This is a genomic window from Phenylobacterium sp. (assembly GCF_031412415.1).
In the GTDB taxonomy this organism is placed as follows: Bacteria; Pseudomonadota; Alphaproteobacteria; order Caulobacterales; family Caulobacteraceae; genus Phenylobacterium.
The window spans coordinates 1-21301 of sequence record NZ_JANOCX010000080.1 but is presented as its reverse complement, the minus strand read 5'-3'; the positions used below and the strand labels follow the sequence as shown (position 1 = coordinate 21301).

Below are 21301 nucleotides of genomic sequence, written 5' to 3'. Positions count from 1 at the left end.
CGTGACGGAGGCGATCATGCGCTACGGGCTTGGAACGACGATCCTGATGCTTTCGATCCTGGGGGGCGGCGGCGCGGCGATGGCGCAGGTCGAAACCCCACCAAACTGCCATTGGGTCTCCATGCCCGAAACGTCGGCGACTCTGGAGCTCTGGTGCCGTGGAGATGACGGCCGGGCGCGGGCGACGGGTCGGACCCTGCAGCAAAGCAAACGCCCGACCTCGGACGGCTGCGCGGCCGGCCTTCTGTATGACGGCGCTCGCTGCGTGCCGGAGGCGCAGGTCCTGGCCGCCGCGCCCCAAGCGCCCTACGTCATGCCCGATCGTCCGGTCATCCCGGCGCCCAGCACGACGACGCGACGGCCTCGGGTGTTGCTCTACCAGGACGGCCGCTATGGCCGCGGCGGGCGGCAGCGGGGAATGGCCTGCATCGACGACCGCGACGTCACCGTCTGCAAGCCGCTTCCTCGCTACTAGTCGTCCTCGGAGATGACCCTCGGCGTCTCGGTGTAGAAGTCGATCTGCATCTGCATCGGACCCTGGAGTTCGACGAAGTGCGACTGGTCGGGCTCCAGCACGCCATCCACCCCGACCGACAGCCGTCTCGTCTCGGGCGGCTCGGTGAAGCAGAGGTTCAATTCGCCCTGCAGGATGCGGATGACGCCCCAGACGCCGGACTTGGTTCGATGGGCGCGGCGCAGCGCCGCAGGCAGGGTTGCTTCGTCGAAGACAGGCGTCGAGCGGTAGGGCTCAGGAGCGGGGCCAAGCGTTTTGTTACGCATGGGACCTGATCTCGTCGGCGTGGGGCGGGTAGGGCGCCGCGTCGTGGGGGATCGGTCGGCCGGCGAGCTTGCTGGCGAAGCCGTGATTGACGTCGCGGTGGTGGGCCTCGTCGGCGCGCACCACCAGCACCACGTCACGCAGCATCGCGTTGTCTGGCAGCTTCCAATAGTGCTTGGCGATGGCCGGAGCGGCGACGTTGGGCGAGCGGCCCTCGTCGAGTTCCTTGAGGTACAGGGTGTAGCTGATCACCGCCTCCTCCTCGAAATAGCCGACCACACGGTGGGCGGTGCGCGACGACACGAGGTAGAGCAGGAAGAAGCCGATATAGAAGACGGCCTGAGCCAGCTGGATGACCAGCCGCTCGAACAGCGTGGGCTTGGCGACCTCGATGAAGGTCATCAGGTGCATCCGCTCGTTCTCGGCCTCCTCCATCAGGGTGCGGATCCAGCCGTCGTCATCGACCATGCGGCGCAGGCAGGTCAGGTGCTGGATGGTGGCGCCCACCATGCCGGGCACCGCGGCCACCGTTTCCAGGACGATGGCGCGGTGGCCGTATCGCTTGGCGAAGAAGGTGTCTGCGCACAGCCTGAGCAGCTTGGTGAAGCCCAGGGCGAAGCGGTCGGAGAAGCCTTCCGGCGCGTGATGGACCTGCGGTTGCGCGTCGCGCTCCTCGGCTCGGGCGAGCGCGTCAGGGGCGAGGATCGAATTGGCCATATGGTGCTGTCCTTTCAGGACGCCGTTCGCCGGTCGGGTGAGACCCCGGACGCCGGCGGACGGTGGAGATGCGAATAGAGCTTGAGAGTCGCGGCGACCGCATCGAGGCGGCCGCATCGGCGGATCGTTCCTCCTAGCTCAATTCGCCGCTGAGGTGGCCGTTCCCGTTCACGGTCGGAACGAGACCCGCGCCAACGGGTTTAACGGGCTCTCCAATCGATAAGGACGCCCCATGAAAGTCGCCGACGTCATGACCGCTCAGGTCGCCACCGCCAGCCCAACCGACAGCGTCCGCAAGGTTGCTGGCGTCATGGCCAACGTCGACTCCGGCGCGGTGCCGGTGGTTGAGGAAGATCGCGTCGTCGGCCTGATCACCGACCGCGACATCGTCCTGCGCGTGATCGCCACGGGCGGCGATCTCGACACCAAGGTCTCGGAGGTCATGACCGCCGATGTCCAGACCTGCGGCGAGGACGACAATGTGGCCGACGCCGCCGCGCAGATGGCCAGCCACCAGATCCGCCGCCTGGTCGTCACCAGCGACAAGGGCAAGCTGGTCGGAATCCTGTCGCTGGGCGACATCGCGCTGGACTACGGCGCCAAGCAGGTTGGCAAGACGCTGGAGGAGATCAGCGAGCCGGCGTCCGACGCCGCGCACTAAGCACATGTAATGCTTGAGTAACGGCCACGATCACACCGCAATCGTCCTGAAGTTTGCCCCCGCGCAACGGTGCGCGACATCGAAGTCTGGGGGCAGGCCATGGGAAAACTGGGCGTTCGCATCTATGGCCTTGGAGCCATACTTCTAGGGTTGCTGAGCCTGATCTCGGCGGACTTCGCGCTGCAATGGCAGCCGGTTCCGAAAGGTGTCCCGGGCCACGCGGTGCTGGCCTACGCCAGCGGCGCGGCGATGATCGCCGCCGGCGTCGCGATCCAACTGCCGCGCTGGGCCCGGTTCGGCGCGGCTGGGCTAGGCCTCCTGTACTTCGCCTGGGTGGTCCTGCTTCACATCCCCCGCGTGGCTGTCCGTCCCACCAATATCGCGGGCTGGAATGGCGTCGCCGAGATTTCCGCGCTCGCGGTGGCGGGCGTGATCGGCTTCGCCATGCTTTGGAACAACACCCAGCGCGCGGCCGGGCTCTCTCGCGCCGGGCGGCTGGTGTTCGGGCTGTGCCCGCTGGTGTTCGGTTTGGCCCACTACGCCTATGCCGACTTCACCGCCTCGATGGTGCCGGCCTGGATTCCGCCGAACCAGCTCTTCTGGGCCTACGCCACCGGGACCTTCCACGTCGCGGCGGGGCTCGGCATCCTGTCGGGTGTCTTGGCCAAGCTCGCAGCGCGGCTGCTCAGCGTGATGTTCGCGGGCTTCGTGATCCTGCTGCACATCCCCCGGGTCTATGTCGACCCGGACAGCCGGCTCGAATGGACCATGGTGGCCATCGCCATCAGCCTGACCGGCGCCGCCTGGACGGTGGCGGACTCGATTCAGAAGCGGCGCTAGGATCAAAACCAGAACGCGCCGCTGACTCCGGCAGCCAAACCCGCTAATCCTACGGGGTGAACGCCCTCTCCCCGAGTCTCGACCTGGCGCCTGCCCTCGTCGTCCTGCCCGGTCCGCGCGCCGCGGCTGCGGATGCGACGCGGGCGGAGACGATCCGGGCGCCGGATGCCCGCGACCTGTTCGAGCACGGGCCGGTCCTGGTGGCGCACGCCTCCATGACCGCCAAGCGACTGGGTTTGCACGCGCCTGGACGCTCGCCGGGCTTATTCGACGCCCTGGAGCTGTTCGCGTTCACCAGGCCCGCAAGGTTCTGCGCCCCTTCGGCGGCAGGGCTGGCCCTGGCCTTGGGTCTGCCGGAGCCGAAGGGCGCGGCGGCCCAGGCCGCGGCTTTGCTGGAAGCGTGCCGCCTACTGCTGGCCGAGTTGGCCGTGGCGCCCGAGCCCAGCCGGGAGGAGGCCCTGGCGGTCGCCGAGACCCTGGCCCGCGCCGGCTGGGCCTGGGGCCTCTCGGTGGTCACCGCCCTGCGCTCGGCTCCGGTGGGCAACCAGTTCCGGACCTCGGGCCTCGACGTCTGGAGCCGCATCGCCGAGTGGGAGGACTCCGCCCCGCCTGGCGAGGCGACCTCCAAGCCCTTCACGCCGGAGCAATCCTCGGCGCGGCTGGCCGAGTTGCTGCAGCGCGCTGGCCTGGACGAGGCGCGGCCCGCCCAGGCGCAGTTCGCCGCCGAGGCCGCCTTCGCCTTCCAGCCCCGCGAGCGGGAGGGCGAGCCGCGCATGATGTTGGCGGAGGCCGGCACCGGCATCGGCAAGACTCTTGGCTATCTGGCGCCCGCCTCGCTGTGGGCCGAGGCCAATGGCCCGGCGGTCTGGGTCTCGACCTATACCCGCGCCCTCCAGCGCCAGATCGAGCGCGAGAGCCACGCCATCTATCCCGACCCCAAGGTGCGGGCGAAAAAGGCCGTGGTCCGCAAGGGCCGCGAAAACTACCTCTGCCTGCTGAACTTCCAGGACGTGACCAACACCGCCCAGATGGGTGGGGCCGACCTGATCGGAATGGGTCTGGCCGCGCGATGGGCGCGGGCGACCCGCGACGGCGACATGACCGGCGGCGACTTCCCGGCCTGGCTGCCGACCCTGTTCGCCGTGCCGATCGCCGCCCAAGCCAGCGCCGCCAATCTGGTGGACCGGCGCGGCGAATGCATCCACGCCGGCTGCTCGCACTACCGCACCTGCTTCGTGGAGAAGGCGATCCGGGGGTCGCGCAAGGCCGACCTGGTGATCGCCAACCACGCCCTGGTCCTGACCCAGGCGGCGTTCGACGGCGCACGCGCCGCACGGGGGTCGAAGGCGGACGGCGAGACCACCCAGCTCAAACGCATCGTCTTCGACGAAGGCCACCACCTGTTCGACGCCGCCGATGCCGCCTTCTCCGCCGCCCTGTCGGGGGCCGAGTCCGCGGAGATGCGCCGCTGGATCCGGGGGCCGGAGGGCCGGGGCCGCCGCGGCCGGGGGCTCGAGGCCCGGCTGATGGACATGCTGGGCGACCGCGAAGACGCGCGGCGCGCGCTCACCGACGCCCTGCACGCCGCCGCCGCCCTGCCGGGCGAAGGCTGGTCGGGTCGCATCGCCCCGCCCAATGGCGAGGTGAACCCCATCGGGCCCATCGAGTCCTTCCTGGTGGCGATGATCGAGCAGCTTCGCGCCCGCTCGGCGACTTCGGAGATCGGCATGGAATGCGCCGCGCGGCCGGCGCTGGACCTTGTGCGCGTCACCGCGCGCGACGCCGCCGTGGCGCTCGCCAAGATCGAGGCGCCGCTGCTGGCCCTGGCCCGCTACCTCGAGGACCTGCTGGACGAGGAGGCGGCCCAGATCGTCACCAGCGACCGGGGCCGGATCGAAGGCGCCCTGCGCGGCCTGGACCGCCGCTGCCGCATGACGCTGCCGGCCTGGCGCTCCATGCTGCAGGCCATCGACGAGAACAGCGACGACGATCCCGACTTCGTCGACTGGTTCGACGCGACCTTTCTCTATGGACGGGTGGTGGACGCCGCCAGTCGCCGCCATTGGGTCGACCCCACGGAGCCCCTCACCAACGCCGTTATCGCCCCCGCCCACGGCGTGCTCGTGACCAGCGCCACCCTGTCCGACGCCGCCCTGGACGATCCCTTCGCCCTGGCCGAGATGCGCACCGGCGCCGCGCGGCTGCCGGACCGGCCGAAGACCCTGAAACTCGCCTCGCCGTTCGACTACGCCGCCAACGCCAGGGCCTATGTGGTCACCGATGTCGGCCGCGACGACCCGCGCCAGGTGGCCGCGGCCCTGCGCGAGCTGTTCCTGGCGGCCGGGGGCGGCGGCGTGGGCCTGTTCACCGCCATCCGTCGCCTGCGCGCGGTGCACGAGCGGATCGCCGCGCCCTTGGCTGACAAGGGATTGGCGCTCTACGCCCAGCACGTGGACCCCCTGGAGGTCGGCGCCTTGGTGGACATCTTCCGCGCCGAGCAGGACTCCTGTCTGCTGGGCACGGACGCGGTCCGCGATGGAGTGGACGTGCCAGGCCGGTCCCTGCGCCTGCTGGTCTTCGACCGGGTGCCGTGGCCCCGGCCCGACATCCTGCACAAGGCTCGCCGTGTTCGCTTCGGCGGCAAGACCTACGACGACAGCGTGGCCCGCAACCGCATCAGCCAGGCCTTCGGCCGCCTGATCCGCCGGGCCGACGACAAGGGCGTGTTCGTGATGCTGGACGCCTCGTCCCCCACCCGCCTCTTCACCGGACTTCCGGAAGGCGTGCGGGTGGATCGGCTGGGCCTTGTCGAGACCATCGAGGCGATCACCGATTTCCTTGGCAAGCCCGACGCATGAGCGAGGCGGTCCTCTATGGCGCGGAATACAGCGTCTATGTGCGCGCCGCCCGGTTGACCGTGGCCGAGAAGGGCGTGGCCTGCCGGTTGGTCCCGGTCGATGTCTTCGCGCCGGGCGGACCCCCGGCTGAGCACCTGGCGCGGCAACCGTTCGGCCGCATCCCGGCCTTCGAGCACGACGGCTTCAGCCTGTACGAGACCGGCGCGATCACCCGCTACCTCGACGACGCGTTCCCGGGCCCCGCGTTGCAGCCGTCCGACCCGAGGGCGCGTGCGCGGATGAACCAGGCCATCGGCGTGATCGACAGCTACGTCTATCCGACCCTGGTGTGGGACATCTATGTGGAGCGCGTGTCCTTGCCCAAACAGGGCCGGTCGCCGGACGAGGCGAAGATCGCCGAGGCCGTGACCAAGGCCCGGACCTGCCTGGAGGCGCTCTGCGAGATCATGGGCGACGGGCCCTGGCTAGCTGGACCTGAGATCTCCCTGGCCGACTTCCACGCCGCCCCGATGATCGCCTATTTCGTCATGGCGCCGGAGGGCGCCGCGCTGCTGGACCAGTATCCGCGCATGAGCCGCTGGTGGTCGGCGATGCGCGCGCGGCCCAGCATGGCCGCCACGCGGCCGGCCGGCGTTCCGGACTAATTCTTCAGGCCGCCCGCAGTTGCTCGAACAGGTCGGCAGGGTAGGGCGAGGCGTAGGCCGTGACACCCAGGTCCGCGCGCAGAACCTCCAGCGGTCGATCCCAGATCGTCTCCCAGTCCAACCCGATCAGCGGCGGGGTCTCGCGGCCGTGGGTCCAGGCGGTAAGAATAGTGTCGAGAAACAGGCCCAGGGCGTCCGGCTGGGTCGCGGCGATCTTGGTCAGGACCACGGCCAGGAACATCGATGAATAGTGGTGACCGAACTGGGCCATCTGGAAGGCGGAGATGGCGATCTCATGCAAGGCGGTGGTTTGATAGCCGGCCAGCAGGTGCCAGAGGTCGTGGCACTGCAGGATGCGGGCGTTGAGGTAGTCGAGCGGGGCGGGCAGGTCGACCAGGCCCAGGCTCTCGCGATCCAGCACCTCCAGGTCGAAGCCGTTGTCGACGATCAGGGCATGGAACCGCCCGCCCAGCGAGTCGCCGGGACAGGCGGCCAGGGCTTCGAGCGTGAACCTGCGCGGATAGCCCATGGCCGCGGCGGGTCCCACGCCGGGATAGGCGCCGGCCATGGCCGCTACGCGATGCTTGAAATCCGGCCCAAGCTGGCCAGCGAGAGCGGCGGTCCGGGTGGTGATGTCCAGGGCGCCCTGGCCCGTCTTAGGGTCCAGCGCCAGGGCCCAGAATTCAGCCCAGAACGGCGCGGGCGGCGCCTCGCTCCCGGCGGGCGCCTCGACGATCAGCGCGCGGGGATGCCATCCCAGCCAGCCCTCGGCGGAGGCGTCATAGATCCCGGCCAGGCGCTCCGGCGCCACGGTCGCGGCGTGGAGCCAAAGCGCGGCGAGGTCCAGGCCGGCGTTCGTCTCGCCGGTCCTGACCGAGGCGGCCAGGCGGCAGGCCTGGGCGGCGTCTCCGCCGAGGACGGTCTGGGCCTCGAAACGCGCGCGAGCCTCCTGGTCGATCATGGCCGCCTCCCTGACGAACGTCGTGGATGATGAGCTTATCATCTGGGCGTGAAAATAAACGCGGGTTGACTTGTATCGACTGACACCGGTGTCATGATGCGCGCAAACAAGACTTCGGGAGGCTGCATGCTCGCGACCAGACGGCTGATCCTCGGAGGCCTGGCGGCGGGGCTCGCGGTTCCGGCCAGGGCCGCGGACGGACCCTCGCGTGAGCAGGTGCTGGCGACCATGCGCCGGGCCACGGCGTTCATGACCGACAAGGCGGCCGTCCATGGCGGCTATGTGTGGTCTTACCTGCCCGATTTCTCAAGGCGCTGGGGCGAGCTGGAGGCCAAGCCGACCATGGTCTGGGTCCAGCCGCCGGGCACCGGGACGATGGGCCACCTGTTCCTGGACGCCTTTCACGCCACCGGCGATGAGGCCTATTACGTCGCCGCCGCCCAGTCGGCCCAGTGCCTCATGGACGGACAGCTGCCCTCCGGCGGCTGGAACTACCTGATCGATTTCGGAGGCGAGGCGTCCAAAGCCGACTGGTACGCCACCACCGGCGCCAACGCCTGGCGGATGGAGGAATTCCAGCACGACTGGGGCAACGGCACCTTCGACAACGCCGGGACGTCGGAGGCCATGCAGTTCCTGCTCCGCATCTATCTCGAGAAACGCGAGGCGCGGTTCAAGCCTGCCCTGGACCGGGCGGTCGACTTCGTCCTGAACAGCCAGCACCCCAACGGCGGCTGGCCCCAGCGATGGCCCGCCGGCAAGGCGTTCACCGCCCATGGCGCCGACTATACCGGCCACATCACCTTCAACGACGACGTCGCCGGGGAGAACATCAAGTTCCTGGTCATGCTGAACCAGACCCTGGGCGATCCGCGCGCGGTCCCCGCCATCCGCCGCGCCATGGACGTCTTCCTGATCACCCAGCAGCCAACGCCCCAACCCGGCTGGGGTCTGCAGCACCGATTGAACGACCTGAAGCCGTCGGCCGCGCGCAGCTATGAGCCCGAGGCGCTGGCCACCCACACCACGGCGACCAATCTCGCTCAGCTCATGAGTTTCTACGAGCTGACCGGCGACCCGAAGTACTTGGCGCGCGTCGCCGAGGGGCTGGACTGGTTGGCCAAGGTCGCTCTGCCGGAACCCCGCAACGGCCGCACCCATCCGACCTTCATCGAGATCGGGACCGACCGGCCGCTCTATGTTCATCGCCGCGGATCCAACGTCGTCAACGGCGCCTACTATGTGGATGGCGATCCGGAGCGGACGCTGGGCCACTACGGCGCCTTCAGGGCCGTGCGGGTCGACGGCCTGCGCAAGCGCTACGAGAAGCTGAAGGCCACGCCGCCGGAGGAGGTCGCCGCCAGCTCGCCCCTCACGCACAAGGGCTCCTTGCCGCGCTATTTCGCCAACCAGGACCTGGCGACCTCGGACCTGAACGGCGGCCAGTCGATGGCGCCCCTGAAGGCCTCGCCGCAGGAGGCGGCGCGCCTCGTGGCCGATCTGAACACCGAAGGCTGGTGGCCCACGCCGCTGGTGGCGACCAGCCATCCCTACAAGGGGCCTGGACCGGCGACGCCGACGCCTGGTGACTACGCCACCACCCACGTCGGCGACGCCTACGACACCTCGCCCTATCCGACCGACACGCCGGTCTTGGGGATATCGACCTCCGCTTTCATCAAGAACATGGGCCTGCTGATCGGCCAGTTGGACGCCGGCGGCTGAGGCGGACGAAATCGAAAGTCGTGGGGTCCGCAAGCGTCGGGATTGCCCGCCTCGGCACTCGACCCCATTGGGGACTTTGTAGGTCGCCTGATCTACCACCGGCCGGGACAGCATCTGCGTGAGGTGGCCATGGGGCTCAGAAACTATCTGATCGAAGGCGTATCCGGCACTGGCAAGACCACGGTGGCCGATGAACTGCAGCGCCGCGGCCACCACGTCATCCACGCTGATCGGGAGTTGGCTTATCTCGGCGATCCAGAGACTGGCGAAGCGTTGGAGCGGCCTGACGCCCAGAGCGTGACTGACATGGCTCGATGGCGGCACGAGCGTTGGATCTGGGACGTAAACAAGGTCAAATCGGTGATTGCCGATCAGAGCAATGCGAAGTCCTTCTTCTGCGGAGGCTCGAGAAATCACCACCACTTCGTTCATCTGTTCGACCAGGTCTTCGTTCTCGACATCGACGTCGAGACATTGAACCAGCGGCTTGCTGGGAGACCGAAAAACGAGTTCGGAGGCGCCCCGAAAGAACGGCAGCTGATTGCACGTTTGCACGCGACGAGAGAGGACATTCCGAAGAACGCGGTGAACATCGACGCCACGGCGCCGGTCATCCGCGTCGTCGACGACATACTGTCGAAGTGCGGAGAGGCGGAGCGAGGCGCCGGCTAGACGTCAAGCAGCGACAGTTGTGGCGAGTTTGCGGGCGGCGCTGAAGCGAAGCGTGCATTCGACGCCATGGTGACCAAGGTGAACGCCCCTCCATCCCGCCGAACCGCCTTCACGTTTAGGCGCCTTGCATAGACTCCGAAGCGGGCGTTGCATTGGTCCTGGAGGCGCCGGCTTCCGTGCGGGCGCCCCGTTCACGGAGGACGGATCATGGGTAAGCGTGATCCCGGCTCGGTACGCACCATCGCGCTTGTGGGCGCGGCCGGAGCCGGCAAGACGACACTTCTCGAAGCCATGTTGTTCGCCAGCGGCGCCATCGCCCGACAGGGCGAGGTGGGCGCTTCCAGCGTTGGCGACGCCACCCCGGAGGCCCGTGCGCGCGGCCAGTCCGTGGAGCTGAACCTGGCCGGCTTCGAGTTCATGGGCGACCGCTACGCGGTGATCGACTGCCCCGGCTCGACGGAGTTCGCCGCCGCTGAAGACCTGGTCCTCCCCGCCGTCGATCTGGTGGTGGTGGTGGCCGATCCCCATCCGGGCCGCGCGGCCCTGCTGCAGCCGGTCTTCAAGGAGCTGGAGCGCCTGGGCGTGCCGCGCGCGGTTTTCGTCAACAAGATCGACCAGGCGCGCGGACCGCTGGACGATTTCATGGCGGCGCTCGCGCCCGCCAGCGCCGCGCCCGTCGTGGCCCGTCAGATTCCGCTGATCGACAGGGAGCACGTCACCGGCTTTGTCGACCTGGCCCTGGAGCGGGCCTACGTCTATCGGCCCGGCCAGCCGTCGCAGCTCATTGATCTGCCGTGGGACGTGGCGGATCTGGAGGCGCAGGCGCGCTTCCATATGCTGGAGCAGCTGGCCGACTACGACGACGCCTTGATGGAGCAGCTTCTCTCCGACCTGACCCCCAGTCGCGACGAGGTCTTCGCCGACCTGGTTGCGGAAATGAACCAGGGCCAGATCGTGCCGGTGTTCTTCGGCTCGGCCTCGAACGGCTTCGGCGTGCGGCGGCTGCTGAAGACGCTGCGCCATGAGACGCCGGAAGTTGCGCGCGCCGCCGCGCGCCTCGGCCTGGACGGCGCCTGCGCCTATGTCTTCAAGACCTCCTATGCGGGTCAGGCCGGCAAGCTCTCCTACGCGCGCATCCTGGGCGGCGCCCTGAAGGACGGCGAGGAACTGACCGCGTCGAACGGCGATCGCAGCCGCGCGGGCGGGCTGTTCACGGTGACCGGCGGCGCGACGCGGAAGGTCGATCACGCCGCGGCCGGCGACGTCGTGGCCATCGCCAAGATCGACGCCGCTCGGGCGGGCCAGGTGCTGTCCTTCGACGGCAAGACCCGCACGCCACAGCTCAATTTCCGCGAGCCGTTGCATCTCTACGCCCTGGCCGTGGCGGCCAAGGACCGCAAGGACGACGTGCGAATGTCGGCGGCGCTTGCCAAGCTCGGCGAGGAAGACCCGACCCTGCGAGTGGTGCTGGATCCCGAGACCCAGGAGACCCTGATCTTCGGCCAGGGCGAGGCCCATGTGCAGGTCACGCTGGACCGTCTGCGTCGGCGGTTCAATGTGGAGGCGGTGACGACGCCGCCGAAGATTTCCTACCGGGAATCCATCCGCAAAGCCGTCACCCAGCGCGGGCGGCACAAGAAGCAGACCGGCGGCCACGGCCAGTTCGGCGACGTGGTCATCGAGATCAAGCCGCTGCCCCGTGGCTCGGGATTTGCGTTCTCGCAGAAGATCACCGGGGGTGTGGTGCCCAAGCAGTGGATTCCGGCGGTGGAGCAGGGGGTCCGCGACGCGATGCAGAAGGGACCGCTGGGCTTTCCGGTGACCGATGTGGAGGTGGTGTTGACGGACGGCTCCTACCACAGCGTCGACTCCTCGGAGATGGCCTTCCGCCAGGCCGGACGCCTAGCCATGAGCGAGGGTCTCGCCGCCTGCGGGGCCTATCTGCTGGAGCCGGTGGAGAAGCTGCACATCAACGCGCCCTCTAGCAGCACCTCGAAGATCACCCAGGCGATCTCCGCCCGGCGCGGTCAGATCCTGGGCTTCGCACCCCGTGAGGGTTGGTCCGGCTGGGACGAGATCGAGGTCTGCCTACCGCGCCATGAGCGACAGGAACTGATCGCCGAGCTGCGCGGCCTGACCCAGGGGCTGGGCGACTTCACCGCGCAGTTCGACCACATGGCCGAACTCACCGGTCGGGCGGCGGAGGAGGCGAGCCGGAGCGCGGCCTGAGACTAGCTGGCCTCGGCCAAGCGATAGGCCGAGGCCCAGAAGGTATCCAGGATCGCCGGCGGGGTGGGCGAGGTCCACATCTGCTGGGTCAGCAGGACCCCCACAAGTCCGGCCTTCGGATCGGTCCGCCAGGAGGTGCCGTAACCGCCGTCCCAGCCGAAGCCGCCGGGGATCTTCGGACCCCCGCCGTCCGCCGCCGGCGCCGCCATGCCTAGGCCCCAGCCCGCGCCGTCCAGGAACATGGCCGACGCCTGGCGTTGCTCGGCGGTGAGCTGATCGGTGGTCATCGCCTCCACGGAAGCCGCCGACAGCACGCGCTCGCGGCCATTGAGGCCGTGTACCTGCATCTTCGGGCCGATGGCCGCCACATCGTCGGCGGTGGAGGCCAGTCCGCTGCCGCCGGAGGCGAACACGGGCGGCTTGGCGTAGCGGCTCGCGGGTCCATCCGGATCGTATATTGTGCGCTGACCGGCGGCGACGTCACCGCCATAGGCGGGCGGCAGGCGATGGAGCTTCTCGGGCGCGACGCTGAACCCTGTGTCGACCATGCCGAGCGGCTCGAACAGGCGCTCTCGCATGAAAGCCTCAAGCGATTGTCCCGACGCGCGCGCGACCAGGACGCCCAGGATTTCGATCCCGGTTTGATAGAGCCACTCGTCACCGGGATGCGCCGCCAGAGGCAGGCTGCCGATAGCTCGCATGAAGGCGTCGGGATCGCCGGCCGTGGGCGGGTCGGGGGCGACGGCGACACCGAGCTCGATCTGCGCGGCCTGGATCGGCGTGTCGCCGGGCGGCATGATGAAGCCAAGACCGAGGCGCTGGGTCATCAGGTCACGAACGGTGATCGCGCGATGGGCCGCGACGGTGTCGGCCAGCGGCCCGTCGAACCGCCTCAGCACGCGGCGGTTCGCGAGCTCCGGCAGCCACCGGTCGACCGGCGCGTCCAGTTCGAGCCTTCCATCGTCCACCAGGACCATGGCCGCCGCGGCGGTGATCGGTTTGGTGATCGAGGCGATCCGGAAGATCGTGTCGCGGGCCATGGGTTTGGTGCCACCGACGGCCATGGTTCCGAGTGTCTCGACGTGGGTTTCGCCATTGCAACTGACCAGGGCGACCAGACCGGGGACTTCGCCCGCGGCGACATGTCGAGCCAACTCATCGCGCATCTGTCCAACTCCGTGTTTCGAGAAGGCGGCCGCGCCCGCGAACGCCGCGGCGCCCATCAAGGCCGTGCGGCGGTTCGGGTTCAACCCCGTCATCGGCGCCTCCAATACCTAACTAGCAAGTTAAGTATTTAGCGACGGAGCGTTCGTCAAGGGCGGTCGTGCCGCCCTAGTGCTTGCCGCGATCGCGACCGAAGTTGGGCTCGGCGCTTTCCTGGCCGGCGGCGATGATGCCGCGGCGGATTTCGCGGGTCCGGGTGAACAGCTCGTGCAGCTTGTCGGCCTCGCCCCAGCGGATGGCGCGCGACAGGGCCTGCAGGTCCTCGGTGAACCGACCCAGGATTTCCAGCACCGCGTCCTTATTGGCCACGAACACGTCGCGCCACATGGTCGGGTCGGAGGCGGCGATGCGGGTGAAGTCGCGGAAGCCGCCGGCGGAGTACTTCATGACCTCGGCCTGCGTGACCTCCTCCATGTCGGCGGCCGTGCCGACGATGTTGTAGGCGATCAGGTGGGGGAGGTGGCTCGTGACGGCCAGGACCAGATCGTGATGGCGGTCGTCCATCTGTTCGACATTGGCGCCCAGGCCCTGCCAGAACTCGGCCAGCCGGACGACAGCCCCCAGATAGGCGTCGTCCTGCCGAGGTTGGGGCGTGAGGATGACCCAGCGATTCTCAAACAGCTCCGCCAGGCCCGCATCGGGACCTGAGTGCTCGGTGCCGGCTATGGGGTGACCGGGAATGATGAAGACGCTGTCGGGCAGGGCGGCGGCCAGGGCCTCGGCCACCGAGCCCTTCACCGAGCCGACGTCGGTCGCCGTGGCGCCCGGCTTCATGGCGGGGGCGGCGGCCTGGGCGGCTTCGCCCATGGCCAGCACGGGAACCGCGAAGATCACCAGGTCCGCCTCGGCGACCGCCTCGGCGATATCGCCGGTGACGAGGTCGGCGAAGCCTAGCTCCACGATCCGGTCGCGGTGGGTGGCGCTGGCGTCGGCGACGGCGACGAAGTCGACCACCCCGCGCTCACGGGCGGCGCGGATGACCGAGGAGCCGATCAGGCCGCAGCCGATGACCGCGATCTTCGGATAGATCACCGCGCCCACTTGAGGTCAGCCTTTCAGGAAGTCGGACAGCGCCTCGACCACGGCGCGATTGTGCTCTTCCAGTCCGATGGTGATCCGCAGGTGGTCTGGCAGACCATAGCCGGCCACGCCGCGCACGATCAGTCCGCGTGAGGCGAGGAAACCTTCGGCCTCCTTGGCCGTCTTGCCCGGCGTCTTGGGAAAGCCGGTCAGCACGAAATTGGCCGCCGAGGGCACGACGTCGAGCCCCAACCCGCCAAGTTGCTGGGTCAGGAACGCTCGCCAACGCTCCACCAGGGCCAGGGAGCGTTGCTGGAACTCGGTGTCGCCGAGCGCCGCCACGGCGGCCAGTTGCGCCGGGATGTTGACGTTGAACGGCAGGCGGATGCGGTCGATGGCCCCGGCCATCTCCGGCGGCATATAGGCCCAGCCGACGCGCAGGGCGGCCAGGCCGTGCAGCTTGGAGAAGGTTCGGGTGACCACGACGTTGTCGAACTCGCGCACCATGCTCATCCCGTCCTCGAAGGCCGGGTCGGTGGCGAATTCCGCGTAGGCGCCGTCCAGCACCAGAACCACGCTGGGCGGCAGGGCCGCGTGCAGGCGGCGGATCTCCGAGCCGGGAATCCAGGTGCCGGTGGGGTTGGCTGGATTGGCGATGAACACCAGCCGGGTGCGGCCATCGACCTGCTTCAGGATCTCGTCGACGTCGATGGTGTAGTTCGGCTCATGGGCCGTGCGGACCTGCGCCTGGCAGGCACGGGCGCCGATGGCGTAGGCGCCAAATCCGAACTCGCCCTGGACGATGTTGTCGCCGGGTTCCAGGAAGGTCTGGTTCAGGAGCTGGAATATCTCGTCAGAGCCGCAGCCGAACAGTAGCCGCTCCGGCTCCAGGCCGTAGGTTTCGCACAGCGCGTCACGCAGCACCGTCGTGCGCCCGTCCGGATACATGTGGAGCTGGTCGAACACCGAGGTGAAAGCCTCGCGCGCCTTGGGGCTGGACCCCAGGATGTTCTCGTTGGCCGACAGTTTCAGCGGATGCTCGACGCCGTCGATCTTCGACTTGCCCGGCACATAGGGAGCGATGTCGAGGATTCCGGTCTTGGGCGTGGGACGCGGCGCGGCGGCGCGATCGATGACGATATCGGACATGAGGCTCGGCGAAGACTGAGGAAGCTTGGCCCGCTCTTACACGTCGAAGGGCGCGGGCGCAGCCCCGATGACGCCGGAAAGTCGGCCAGGCGCCCGGGCCAGGCGCGCGTCGTCGGCTTGATAGAAGCCCATCAGGGCGAACAGCTTCAGGCCGCCAACCTCGGCGATCAGGTCGCCGGCCACCCCGTCGCGGCCCAGGGCGTCTTCGATGGCGGCGCTGCCGCCCGGCGCGTCGGTGACCCAGAAGGTCCGGTCGTCCCCCGTGGGTTCGACGTCCACCTGGGCGACGGCGAGGCTCGATTGCGGACCCCAGGCGGTCAGGCAGGGGAGGGCGGCGAAGACCTTGAGGTTCGGCTCGGCCAACAGGCGGCCCCACCAGGGCGTGTCTCCGGCGAGGGCCAGGATCGCCACACCGCCCTGCGAGCGGGCCGCGGCCAGCGCATCCTCGGCCTTGGCGACAACCTTCAGCAGCGGTGCGGCGCCGAAGCGCAGGCGGGCCGCCTCGACGATGCGCGACCCATCGCGCCCGCCCCAGACCGAGAGGTGGAAAGGCCCCTGGCGAGACAGGCTATCGCCGATCAACTCGCGCCAGATGCGGACCACCAGACTGGGCCGAGCGGCGTCACGCGGCGTGGCCAGCAGCTTGCGCAGCAGTTGGGTCTCGCGGCCCGGCCGCAGGCCGAACTTGTCGCCATCGCCGGCGGCGGCCTTGGCGGCGGCGACCTGGACCGCCAGGGCGGCGCGCTCGTCCACCAGGGTCAGCAACGCCGCGTCGATCGCGTCGATGCGCGCACGGACAACGTCCAGCGACGGCGCAGCGGGCTTGGGATCGGCGTCGGCCATTTTGTCCCCCGAAAACGAAGGTTTGGCGCTTAGGTCATTGCGGGGAAGGGTGCAATAGGCCCGAACGCCGCAAAAAAGTTGCAATGGAAACCGGATGCCGACGTCCATGACGCCGCCGCGACGCTGCCTAGGCGTCTGGACGGCGTCGGCGACCCATGCCAGCACTTCGCGCTCGATAAGGGGGAGGTCTTGGTGCGCGCGGATCGCAGACAGTTCTTGAGCCTGGCCGGAGGCGCCGGACTGGCCCTGGCGACGGGCCTTCCCGGCCTTGCGCAGACCGACGGCCTGGCGTCCATGACAGGCGGCGTCGTGCCCATCGGCAAGGCCGAACGGCTGGCCCGGATGGCCAGGGCGCAGGGCCTGATGAAGGCCCAGGGCCTTTCCGCCCTCGTCGTGGAGCCCGGCGCGTCGCTGACCTACTTCACCGGCGTCCGCTGGAACCGCAGTGAGCGGGTCACCGCCGCGATCATTCCCGTCGAGGGCGAGGTGCTGATCGTCACACCTCATTTCGAGGAGCCGTCGGTCCGCGAGACCCTCGCCGTGCCCGGCCAGGTTCGGGTCTGGCAGGAGGACGAGAACCCCGCCGCCGTGGTCGCGGCGTGGCTGAAGGACCTCAAGCTCGGCGCGGGCAAGATCGGGGTTGAGGAGACGGTGCGCTTCTTCGTCAGCGACGGCCTTGCCCGCCTGCTGCCCGACGCGACGATCGTACCGGGCGCGCCCGTCGTCCGGGGCTGCCGGATGATCAAGTCGCCGGCCGAGATCGCCCTTATGCAGGTCGCCAGCGACATCACCATGGCCGCGTATCGCCACACCTGGCCCAGGATCGAGCGCGGCATGCGGCCCTCCGACATCGGCGCAATCATGAACAAGGCGACCTTAGCCCTCGGCGGCGATCCCGAGTTCGCGCTGATCCTGCTGGGCGAGGCCAGCGCCTATCCGCACGGCTCGGGCAAGCCCCAGGCGGTGCGCGACGGCGAGGTGGTTCTGATGGACTGCGGCTGCGCCGTGGAGGGCTATCAGTCCGACATCTCGCGGACCTTCGTGTTCGGCGAGCCGACGAAGAAGCAGCGCCTGGTTTGGGATCACGTCCATCGCGGCCAGCAGATCGCCTTCGAGACCGCCCAGGTCGGCGTGGCGGCCGGCGCCGTCGACGACGCCGTGCGGGCCTATTACGAGCCGCTAGGCTACGGCCCGCGTTACCGCCTGCCGGGGCTTTCGCACCGCACCGGCCATGGCATCGGCCTGGACGGCCACGAGCCGGTGAACTTCGTCCACGGCGAGGCCACGAAGCTCGCGCCTGGCATGTGCCTGTCCGACGAGCCCGGTCTCTACCTCCCCGGCGAATTCGGCGTTCGCCTGGAAGACTGCCTGCACATGACCGCCAGCGGGCCCAAGTGGTTCTCGGTCCCGCCGCCGTCGCTGGACAAGCCGATCGGCTGATCGGTCAGTAGACCCGCGGCGCGGGCCCGAGGGCCACCGGCCCCAGCGTGGTGCGTCCGGCCTGGAAGGTCACCGTCGCCTGCGCCACGTCGTTTCCACCCTGGCGGGCGGCGGCCACGGCGGCGGCGGCCAGGGCGGCCTCAGGCGCGATCACGCCGGTCTGGGCCATGGCGGCCAGGGCCTGCGGCGCTTCACGCAAGGTGACCGCGAGCGAACCCGAGAGCAGGCCGTCATAGCCGACGCCAAGGCTCCCCGACTGCGAACCGACCACCGCTGAACCAGCGGTCAGCCCCGCCTGGCGCACGGTCATGAGGCCGCCCGCCGCGCTCCAGGCCTTCACCGCGGAGGGCCAGTCGTCACCCTTGAAGGCGCTCATCTTCGACAGGGTCGAATCCCAGATCATCGAGACAGGTTTGTCGCCGGCGATCCGGGCGAACAGGCCCGAGAGCCGCGCCGCGCCATTGTCGACCCGGAACAGCACCGCGCCCTGGTCGTCGGGGCCTGCGCGAAGATGGGTCTCGACCTTGTCGGCGGTGGTTAGGGCGAAGGGCTGCGCGCCGGGGCTGGGCGTGAAGGTCAGCTTCTTGCCCTCGAAGGAAAAGCTGGGCGGTTGCTTGTCCAGGCTCGAGAGGCTGGCGTGCAGCAACTCCCCCGTCACCGACACCGCGCCGCCGATCGGGCGCACGAAGGTGAAGCCGTCGGGGGCCGCCAGGACCCAGGTCCCGAGCCCGTGGACATAGGCCTGGGTCTCCAACCGCGGCGTGGTCAGCGCCCAGCCGGAGGGCTCGCGGATGTTGGCGTCCAGCAGGGTGACGTTGAGCCGGAACGGATAGCCGGTGATCCGCCGCTCCTTCCCCGACACCTGGTAGCCGGCGTCGCGCAGGCTCTCGGCGCCGGCGTCGAGACGCAGACGGGTCTCGCGGTGCAGATAGAGCCAGAAGATGCTCCAGGCGATCGCCGCCAGGATCGCCACGGCGAAGGGGAGGTACAGCCCTAGGCGTCCGCGTTTGCGGGGCGGGTCCGGATCGGGCACAGGAGGGGCGGGTGGTATGGGTGTTGTGCGGCGGGCCATGGCGATCGAGCGTTGGGTCTTCGGTTACGGGTCACTGATGTGGCGTCCGGGCTTTGCATTCCAGGAGCGCCAGGCGGCGACCCTACACGGGCGCAGGCGCGCCTTCTGCATCTATTCCGTCCACCATCGCGGCACCTATGAACGCCCGGGACTGGTTTTAGGTCTCGCCCCTGGCGGCGCGGTGCGCGGCGCGGCCTATCGCGTGGCCGAGACCGATTGGCCGGAGGTCTACGCCTATCTGCGCGAGCGCGAGCAGCCGACCGAGACCTATGTTGAGGCGTCGGCCAATATCCGCCTCGCCGACGGGCGGCGGGTGGAGACCCTGGTGTTCTTCTCCGACGTCCATCACCCGCAATGGGCCGGCGCGCTCTCTCTCGAACGCCAGGCCGAGTTGATCGCCGGGGCGACGGGATTGTCAGGCCGAAACGTCGACTATCTGCGCGATCTGGTGGAGCATCTACGCGAGGAGGGCGTGCGCGACCACGCCATGGAGACCTTGCTCGCCATGGTCGAGGCGCGTGAGCTGGCGGCCTAGAGGTCGATCAGCTTCGCCGACGCGGTCTCGATGCGCTCTTCCAGCAAGCGCATGAACTCGGCGCGTTTCAGGCCAGGCATGATGGGCTCGAGATACTCGAATACGATCGTGCCCGGCTTGCGGATGAAGCCATGCTTGGGCCAATGGACCCCGGAGTTGGTCGCCACCGGCACGACCGGCACATTGATCTCTCGATAGAGCGCGGCGATTCCCGGCTTGTAGTCGGCCTTCTCGCCCGGCGCGACGCGGGTGCCCTCCGGGAAAATGATGAGCTGGCGGCGATCGGCGAACCGTTCGTTGGCGTCGCGGATCAGCTTGCGTAACGCCGTGGAGTGGCCCTCGCGGTCGACCACGATCATCCGCGCCCGGAACGCGAACCAGGAGAAGAACGGGATCCAGGTCAGTTCCTTCTTCATCACGAAACAGGCGTGGGGCAGCCAGGCGAACTGGGCGAAGACGTCGAACATGCACTGGTGCTTGGGCGCCACGAGAGCCGCGCCGACGGGCATGTGTTCCTTGCCGCGCACCTCTACCTTGATGTCGCAGCACACCTCCAGAAGCCAGACGACGCCTCGGCCCCAGACCCCGATCAGCGACATCGTCCAACGGCGCGGACCCAACAGGACCGGCGACAGGCCGACGGCGACAAACACCGACCAGAGATAGAACAGGGTCACGAAGATGAAGGAGCGCAGGGCGATCAAGGTCGGTCAGCCTTTCTTCGGCGTGTCATCGGGTCCGAGGCCCAGGATCGCCTCTCGACCCAGGATCGCCAGGTACTTCATGTACTCGCCGACCATCAGCCGCACACCGCCGGAGGTGCGCCACCATCGGTTCGCATCGACCACCGAGGTCGCGACCGGATAGGCGGTCAGTCTGGCGGCGGGCATGGCGCCGCGCAGCTCCAGCATGGCGCGCGGCATGTGGTAGTCGGCGGTGACCACAATCAGGCTGTCATAGCGCAGGGAGCGGGCCCACTCCTGGGTCTCGCGTGCATTGCCCACCGTGTCGGCGGCGTTAAAGCCCAGGTCGACGCAGCAGTCATACAGCCGCCGCACGGCGCGGCTGACGGTGCGGATATCCTCGCGGCTGGCTTCGCGGCTGACGCCGGAAACCAGCATGCGCTTGGCCTTGCCGTCCTGCAACAGTTCCATGGCCGCGCCGATCCGCTCGTTGGAGCCGGCGCCGGTCAACGCCACCACCCCGTCGGCGCGGGCGGGCTCACGGGCCGGCGTCGAGCGCGCCACCCGCTCGGTGAAGGCGAACAGTCCCACCGCCCAGATGACGGCGAGCACGAGAAGAGCCGCCAGGGGTTTCACATCATGTCCCGGATCAGCGCCTGAGCGGTCAGGCGCGCGGAGATGGCCGCCACGGCCGCCGCGACGAGCGGCGCGGGCGTCACCGCCAGCAGGTCCATCCAGGCGATGGGCAATACAGGCGTCAAGCCGTCGCCTCCCCCCGCGAAACGCAACACAGCTCCCATGATCGCCGCCGCGCCGGCTCCGAACAAGCCCGCCGTGGCCGCCATCCGCGCGAAGCGGACCTGGAAGAGGCCGGCGATGAACCCATCCTCGGCGCCCGACAGATGCAGCACCTCAACCACCTCGCGTCGCGCGGCCAGGCCCGCGCGGGTCGCGAAGGCCACCACGGCTCCGGCCGCCACCGCGATCAGCGCGAAGACCGCACCGCCAATGCCGCGCGCGGTGTCGGCCGCGCGCTCGATGTCCTTCATCCAAACCGAGTGGTCGTCGACGATGGCGTCCAGGCCCTGGGCCTTCAGGGCCCGGTCCATGGCCTGGCTGGTCGCCGGCGCCTCGGGGTCCAGCAGCACCGAGACCAGGCGCGGGATCGGAAGGTCGTCCAGGTCGGCCGCGTCGCGCTGGGTCAACCGACCGTTCTCCAGGTGCAGGGTCGGCATGCCGGAACGCGCCAC

Annotated in this window: 21 protein-coding genes; 10 read left to right on the top strand and 11 right to left on the bottom strand. The window is 69.0% G+C overall.

Annotation, left to right across the window (positions count from 1 at the left end; all coding sequences use genetic code 11):
• Positions 1–16 precede the first annotated feature (16 nt).
• Complete coding sequence (locus tag RMO04_RS04180; RefSeq protein ID WP_309643538.1) at positions 17–475, top strand: hypothetical protein; 459 nt, start codon at positions 17–19, stop codon at positions 473–475.
• Here RMO04_RS04180 and RMO04_RS04175 read toward each other — a convergent pair.
• Together RMO04_RS04175 and RMO04_RS04170 are read right to left on the bottom strand one after the other, a co-directional pair.
• Positions 472–780 (bottom strand): DUF1971 domain-containing protein, encoded by a 309-nt coding sequence (locus tag RMO04_RS04175; RefSeq protein ID WP_309643537.1) that lies wholly within the window; start codon positions 778–780, stop codon positions 472–474. The genes RMO04_RS04180 and RMO04_RS04175 overlap by 4 nt on opposite strands.
• On the bottom strand, positions 773–1495 hold the full coding sequence (locus tag RMO04_RS04170) for an alternative oxidase (RefSeq protein WP_309643536.1): 723 nt from the start codon (positions 1493–1495) through the stop codon (positions 773–775). Before RMO04_RS04170 ends, RMO04_RS04175 begins: the two co-directional genes overlap by 8 nt.
• Positions 1496–1727: 232 nt before the next feature.
• Between RMO04_RS04170 and RMO04_RS04165 the strand changes: the two genes are divergently transcribed.
• The 4 genes from RMO04_RS04165 (at position 1728) to RMO04_RS04150 (ending at position 6498) form a co-directional block, all read left to right on the top strand.
• Entirely contained in the window at positions 1728–2156 is a 429-nt protein-coding gene (locus RMO04_RS04165) for a CBS domain-containing protein (protein ID WP_309643535.1), read from the top strand.
• 69 nt (positions 2157–2225) lie between these two features.
• Entirely contained in the window at positions 2226–2996 is a 771-nt protein-coding gene (locus RMO04_RS04160) for a DoxX family membrane protein (RefSeq protein ID WP_309643534.1), read from the top strand.
• A 56-nt stretch (positions 2997–3052) separates the two neighbouring features.
• Positions 3053–5854, top strand: a complete 2802-nt coding sequence (locus tag RMO04_RS04155; RefSeq protein ID WP_309643533.1) for an ATP-dependent DNA helicase — start codon at positions 3053–3055, stop codon at positions 5852–5854.
• Positions 5851–6498: a glutathione S-transferase family protein gene (locus tag RMO04_RS04150; protein ID WP_309643532.1), complete on the top strand. Its 648-nt coding sequence runs from the start codon at positions 5851–5853 to the stop codon at positions 6496–6498. Before RMO04_RS04155 ends, RMO04_RS04150 begins: the two co-directional genes overlap by 4 nt.
• 4 nt (positions 6499–6502) lie before the next feature.
• Here the strand turns inward: RMO04_RS04150 and RMO04_RS04145 are convergent, their stop codons facing one another.
• Positions 6503–7459 (bottom strand): Coq4 family protein, encoded by a 957-nt coding sequence (locus RMO04_RS04145; RefSeq protein WP_309643531.1) that lies wholly within the window; start codon positions 7457–7459, stop codon positions 6503–6505.
• Between the two features lie 126 nt (positions 7460–7585).
• On the opposite strand from RMO04_RS04145, the gene RMO04_RS04140 reads away from it, so the two are divergent.
• The 3 genes from RMO04_RS04140 (at position 7586) to RMO04_RS04130 (ending at position 12085) form a co-directional block, all read left to right on the top strand.
• Positions 7586–9184: a pectate lyase gene (locus RMO04_RS04140; protein ID WP_309643530.1), complete on the top strand. Its 1599-nt coding sequence runs from the start codon at positions 7586–7588 to the stop codon at positions 9182–9184.
• 129 nt (positions 9185–9313) lie between these two features.
• On the top strand, positions 9314–9856 hold the full coding sequence (locus tag RMO04_RS04135) for an AAA family ATPase (protein WP_309643529.1): 543 nt from the start codon (positions 9314–9316) through the stop codon (positions 9854–9856).
• Positions 9857–10063: 207 nt separating this feature from the next.
• Positions 10064–12085 carry an elongation factor G gene (locus RMO04_RS04130; RefSeq protein WP_309643528.1) on the top strand — a complete coding sequence of 674 codons (2022 nt, stop codon included), beginning with the start codon at positions 10064–10066 and terminating at the stop codon, positions 12083–12085.
• A gap of 2 nt (positions 12086–12087) precedes the next feature.
• Here RMO04_RS04130 and RMO04_RS04125 read toward each other — a convergent pair whose 3' ends face one another.
• From RMO04_RS04125 to RMO04_RS04110, 4 genes are all read right to left on the bottom strand, one after another.
• On the bottom strand, positions 12088–13344 hold the full coding sequence (locus RMO04_RS04125; protein ID WP_309643527.1) for a serine hydrolase domain-containing protein: 1257 nt from the start codon (positions 13342–13344) through the stop codon (positions 12088–12090).
• A gap of 73 nt (positions 13345–13417) precedes the next feature.
• Positions 13418–14350: a prephenate/arogenate dehydrogenase family protein gene (locus tag RMO04_RS04120; protein ID WP_309643526.1), complete on the bottom strand. Its 933-nt coding sequence runs from the start codon at positions 14348–14350 to the stop codon at positions 13418–13420.
• Between the two features lie 6 nt (positions 14351–14356).
• Positions 14357–15478: a histidinol-phosphate transaminase gene (gene hisC / locus RMO04_RS04115; RefSeq protein WP_309643525.1), complete on the bottom strand. Its 1122-nt coding sequence runs from the start codon at positions 15476–15478 to the stop codon at positions 14357–14359.
• Between the two features lie 36 nt (positions 15479–15514).
• Positions 15515–16321 carry a chorismate mutase gene (locus tag RMO04_RS04110; RefSeq protein ID WP_309643524.1) on the bottom strand — a complete coding sequence of 269 codons (807 nt, stop codon included), beginning with the start codon at positions 16319–16321 and terminating at the stop codon, positions 15515–15517.
• A 216-nt stretch (positions 16322–16537) separates the two neighbouring features.
• On the opposite strand from RMO04_RS04110, the gene RMO04_RS04105 reads away from it, so the two are divergent.
• Complete coding sequence (locus RMO04_RS04105; RefSeq protein ID WP_309643523.1) at positions 16538–17761, top strand: Xaa-Pro peptidase family protein; 1224 nt, start codon at positions 16538–16540, stop codon at positions 17759–17761.
• A gap of 4 nt (positions 17762–17765) precedes the next feature.
• On the opposite strand, the gene RMO04_RS04100 is transcribed toward RMO04_RS04105, so the two are convergent.
• Positions 17766–18833 (bottom strand): DUF2125 domain-containing protein, encoded by a 1068-nt coding sequence (locus RMO04_RS04100; protein WP_309643522.1) that lies wholly within the window; start codon positions 18831–18833, stop codon positions 17766–17768.
• Here RMO04_RS04100 and RMO04_RS04095 point away from each other — a divergent pair.
• A complete protein-coding gene (locus tag RMO04_RS04095) occupies positions 18832–19368 on the top strand; it encodes a gamma-glutamylcyclotransferase (RefSeq protein WP_309643521.1) in 537 nt (178 codons plus the stop codon). The two genes, RMO04_RS04100 and RMO04_RS04095, sit on opposite strands and share 2 nt — an antisense overlap.
• Here the strand turns inward: RMO04_RS04095 and RMO04_RS04090 are convergent.
• The 3 genes from RMO04_RS04090 to RMO04_RS04080 all read right to left on the bottom strand — a co-directional run.
• Positions 19365–20072: a lysophospholipid acyltransferase family protein gene (locus tag RMO04_RS04090; RefSeq protein ID WP_309643520.1), complete on the bottom strand. Its 708-nt coding sequence runs from the start codon at positions 20070–20072 to the stop codon at positions 19365–19367. The genes RMO04_RS04095 and RMO04_RS04090 overlap by 4 nt on opposite strands.
• A gap of 6 nt (positions 20073–20078) precedes the next feature.
• The gene (locus RMO04_RS04085; protein ID WP_309643519.1) at positions 20079–20687 is read right to left on the bottom strand and encodes a YdcF family protein; all 609 of its coding nucleotides are present in this window, start codon (positions 20685–20687) and stop codon (positions 20079–20081) included.
• A partial coding sequence (locus RMO04_RS04080) for an FtsX-like permease family protein (protein WP_309643518.1) occupies positions 20684–21301 on the bottom strand: 618 nt, incomplete at its 5' end. The genes RMO04_RS04085 and RMO04_RS04080, both read right to left, overlap by 4 nt.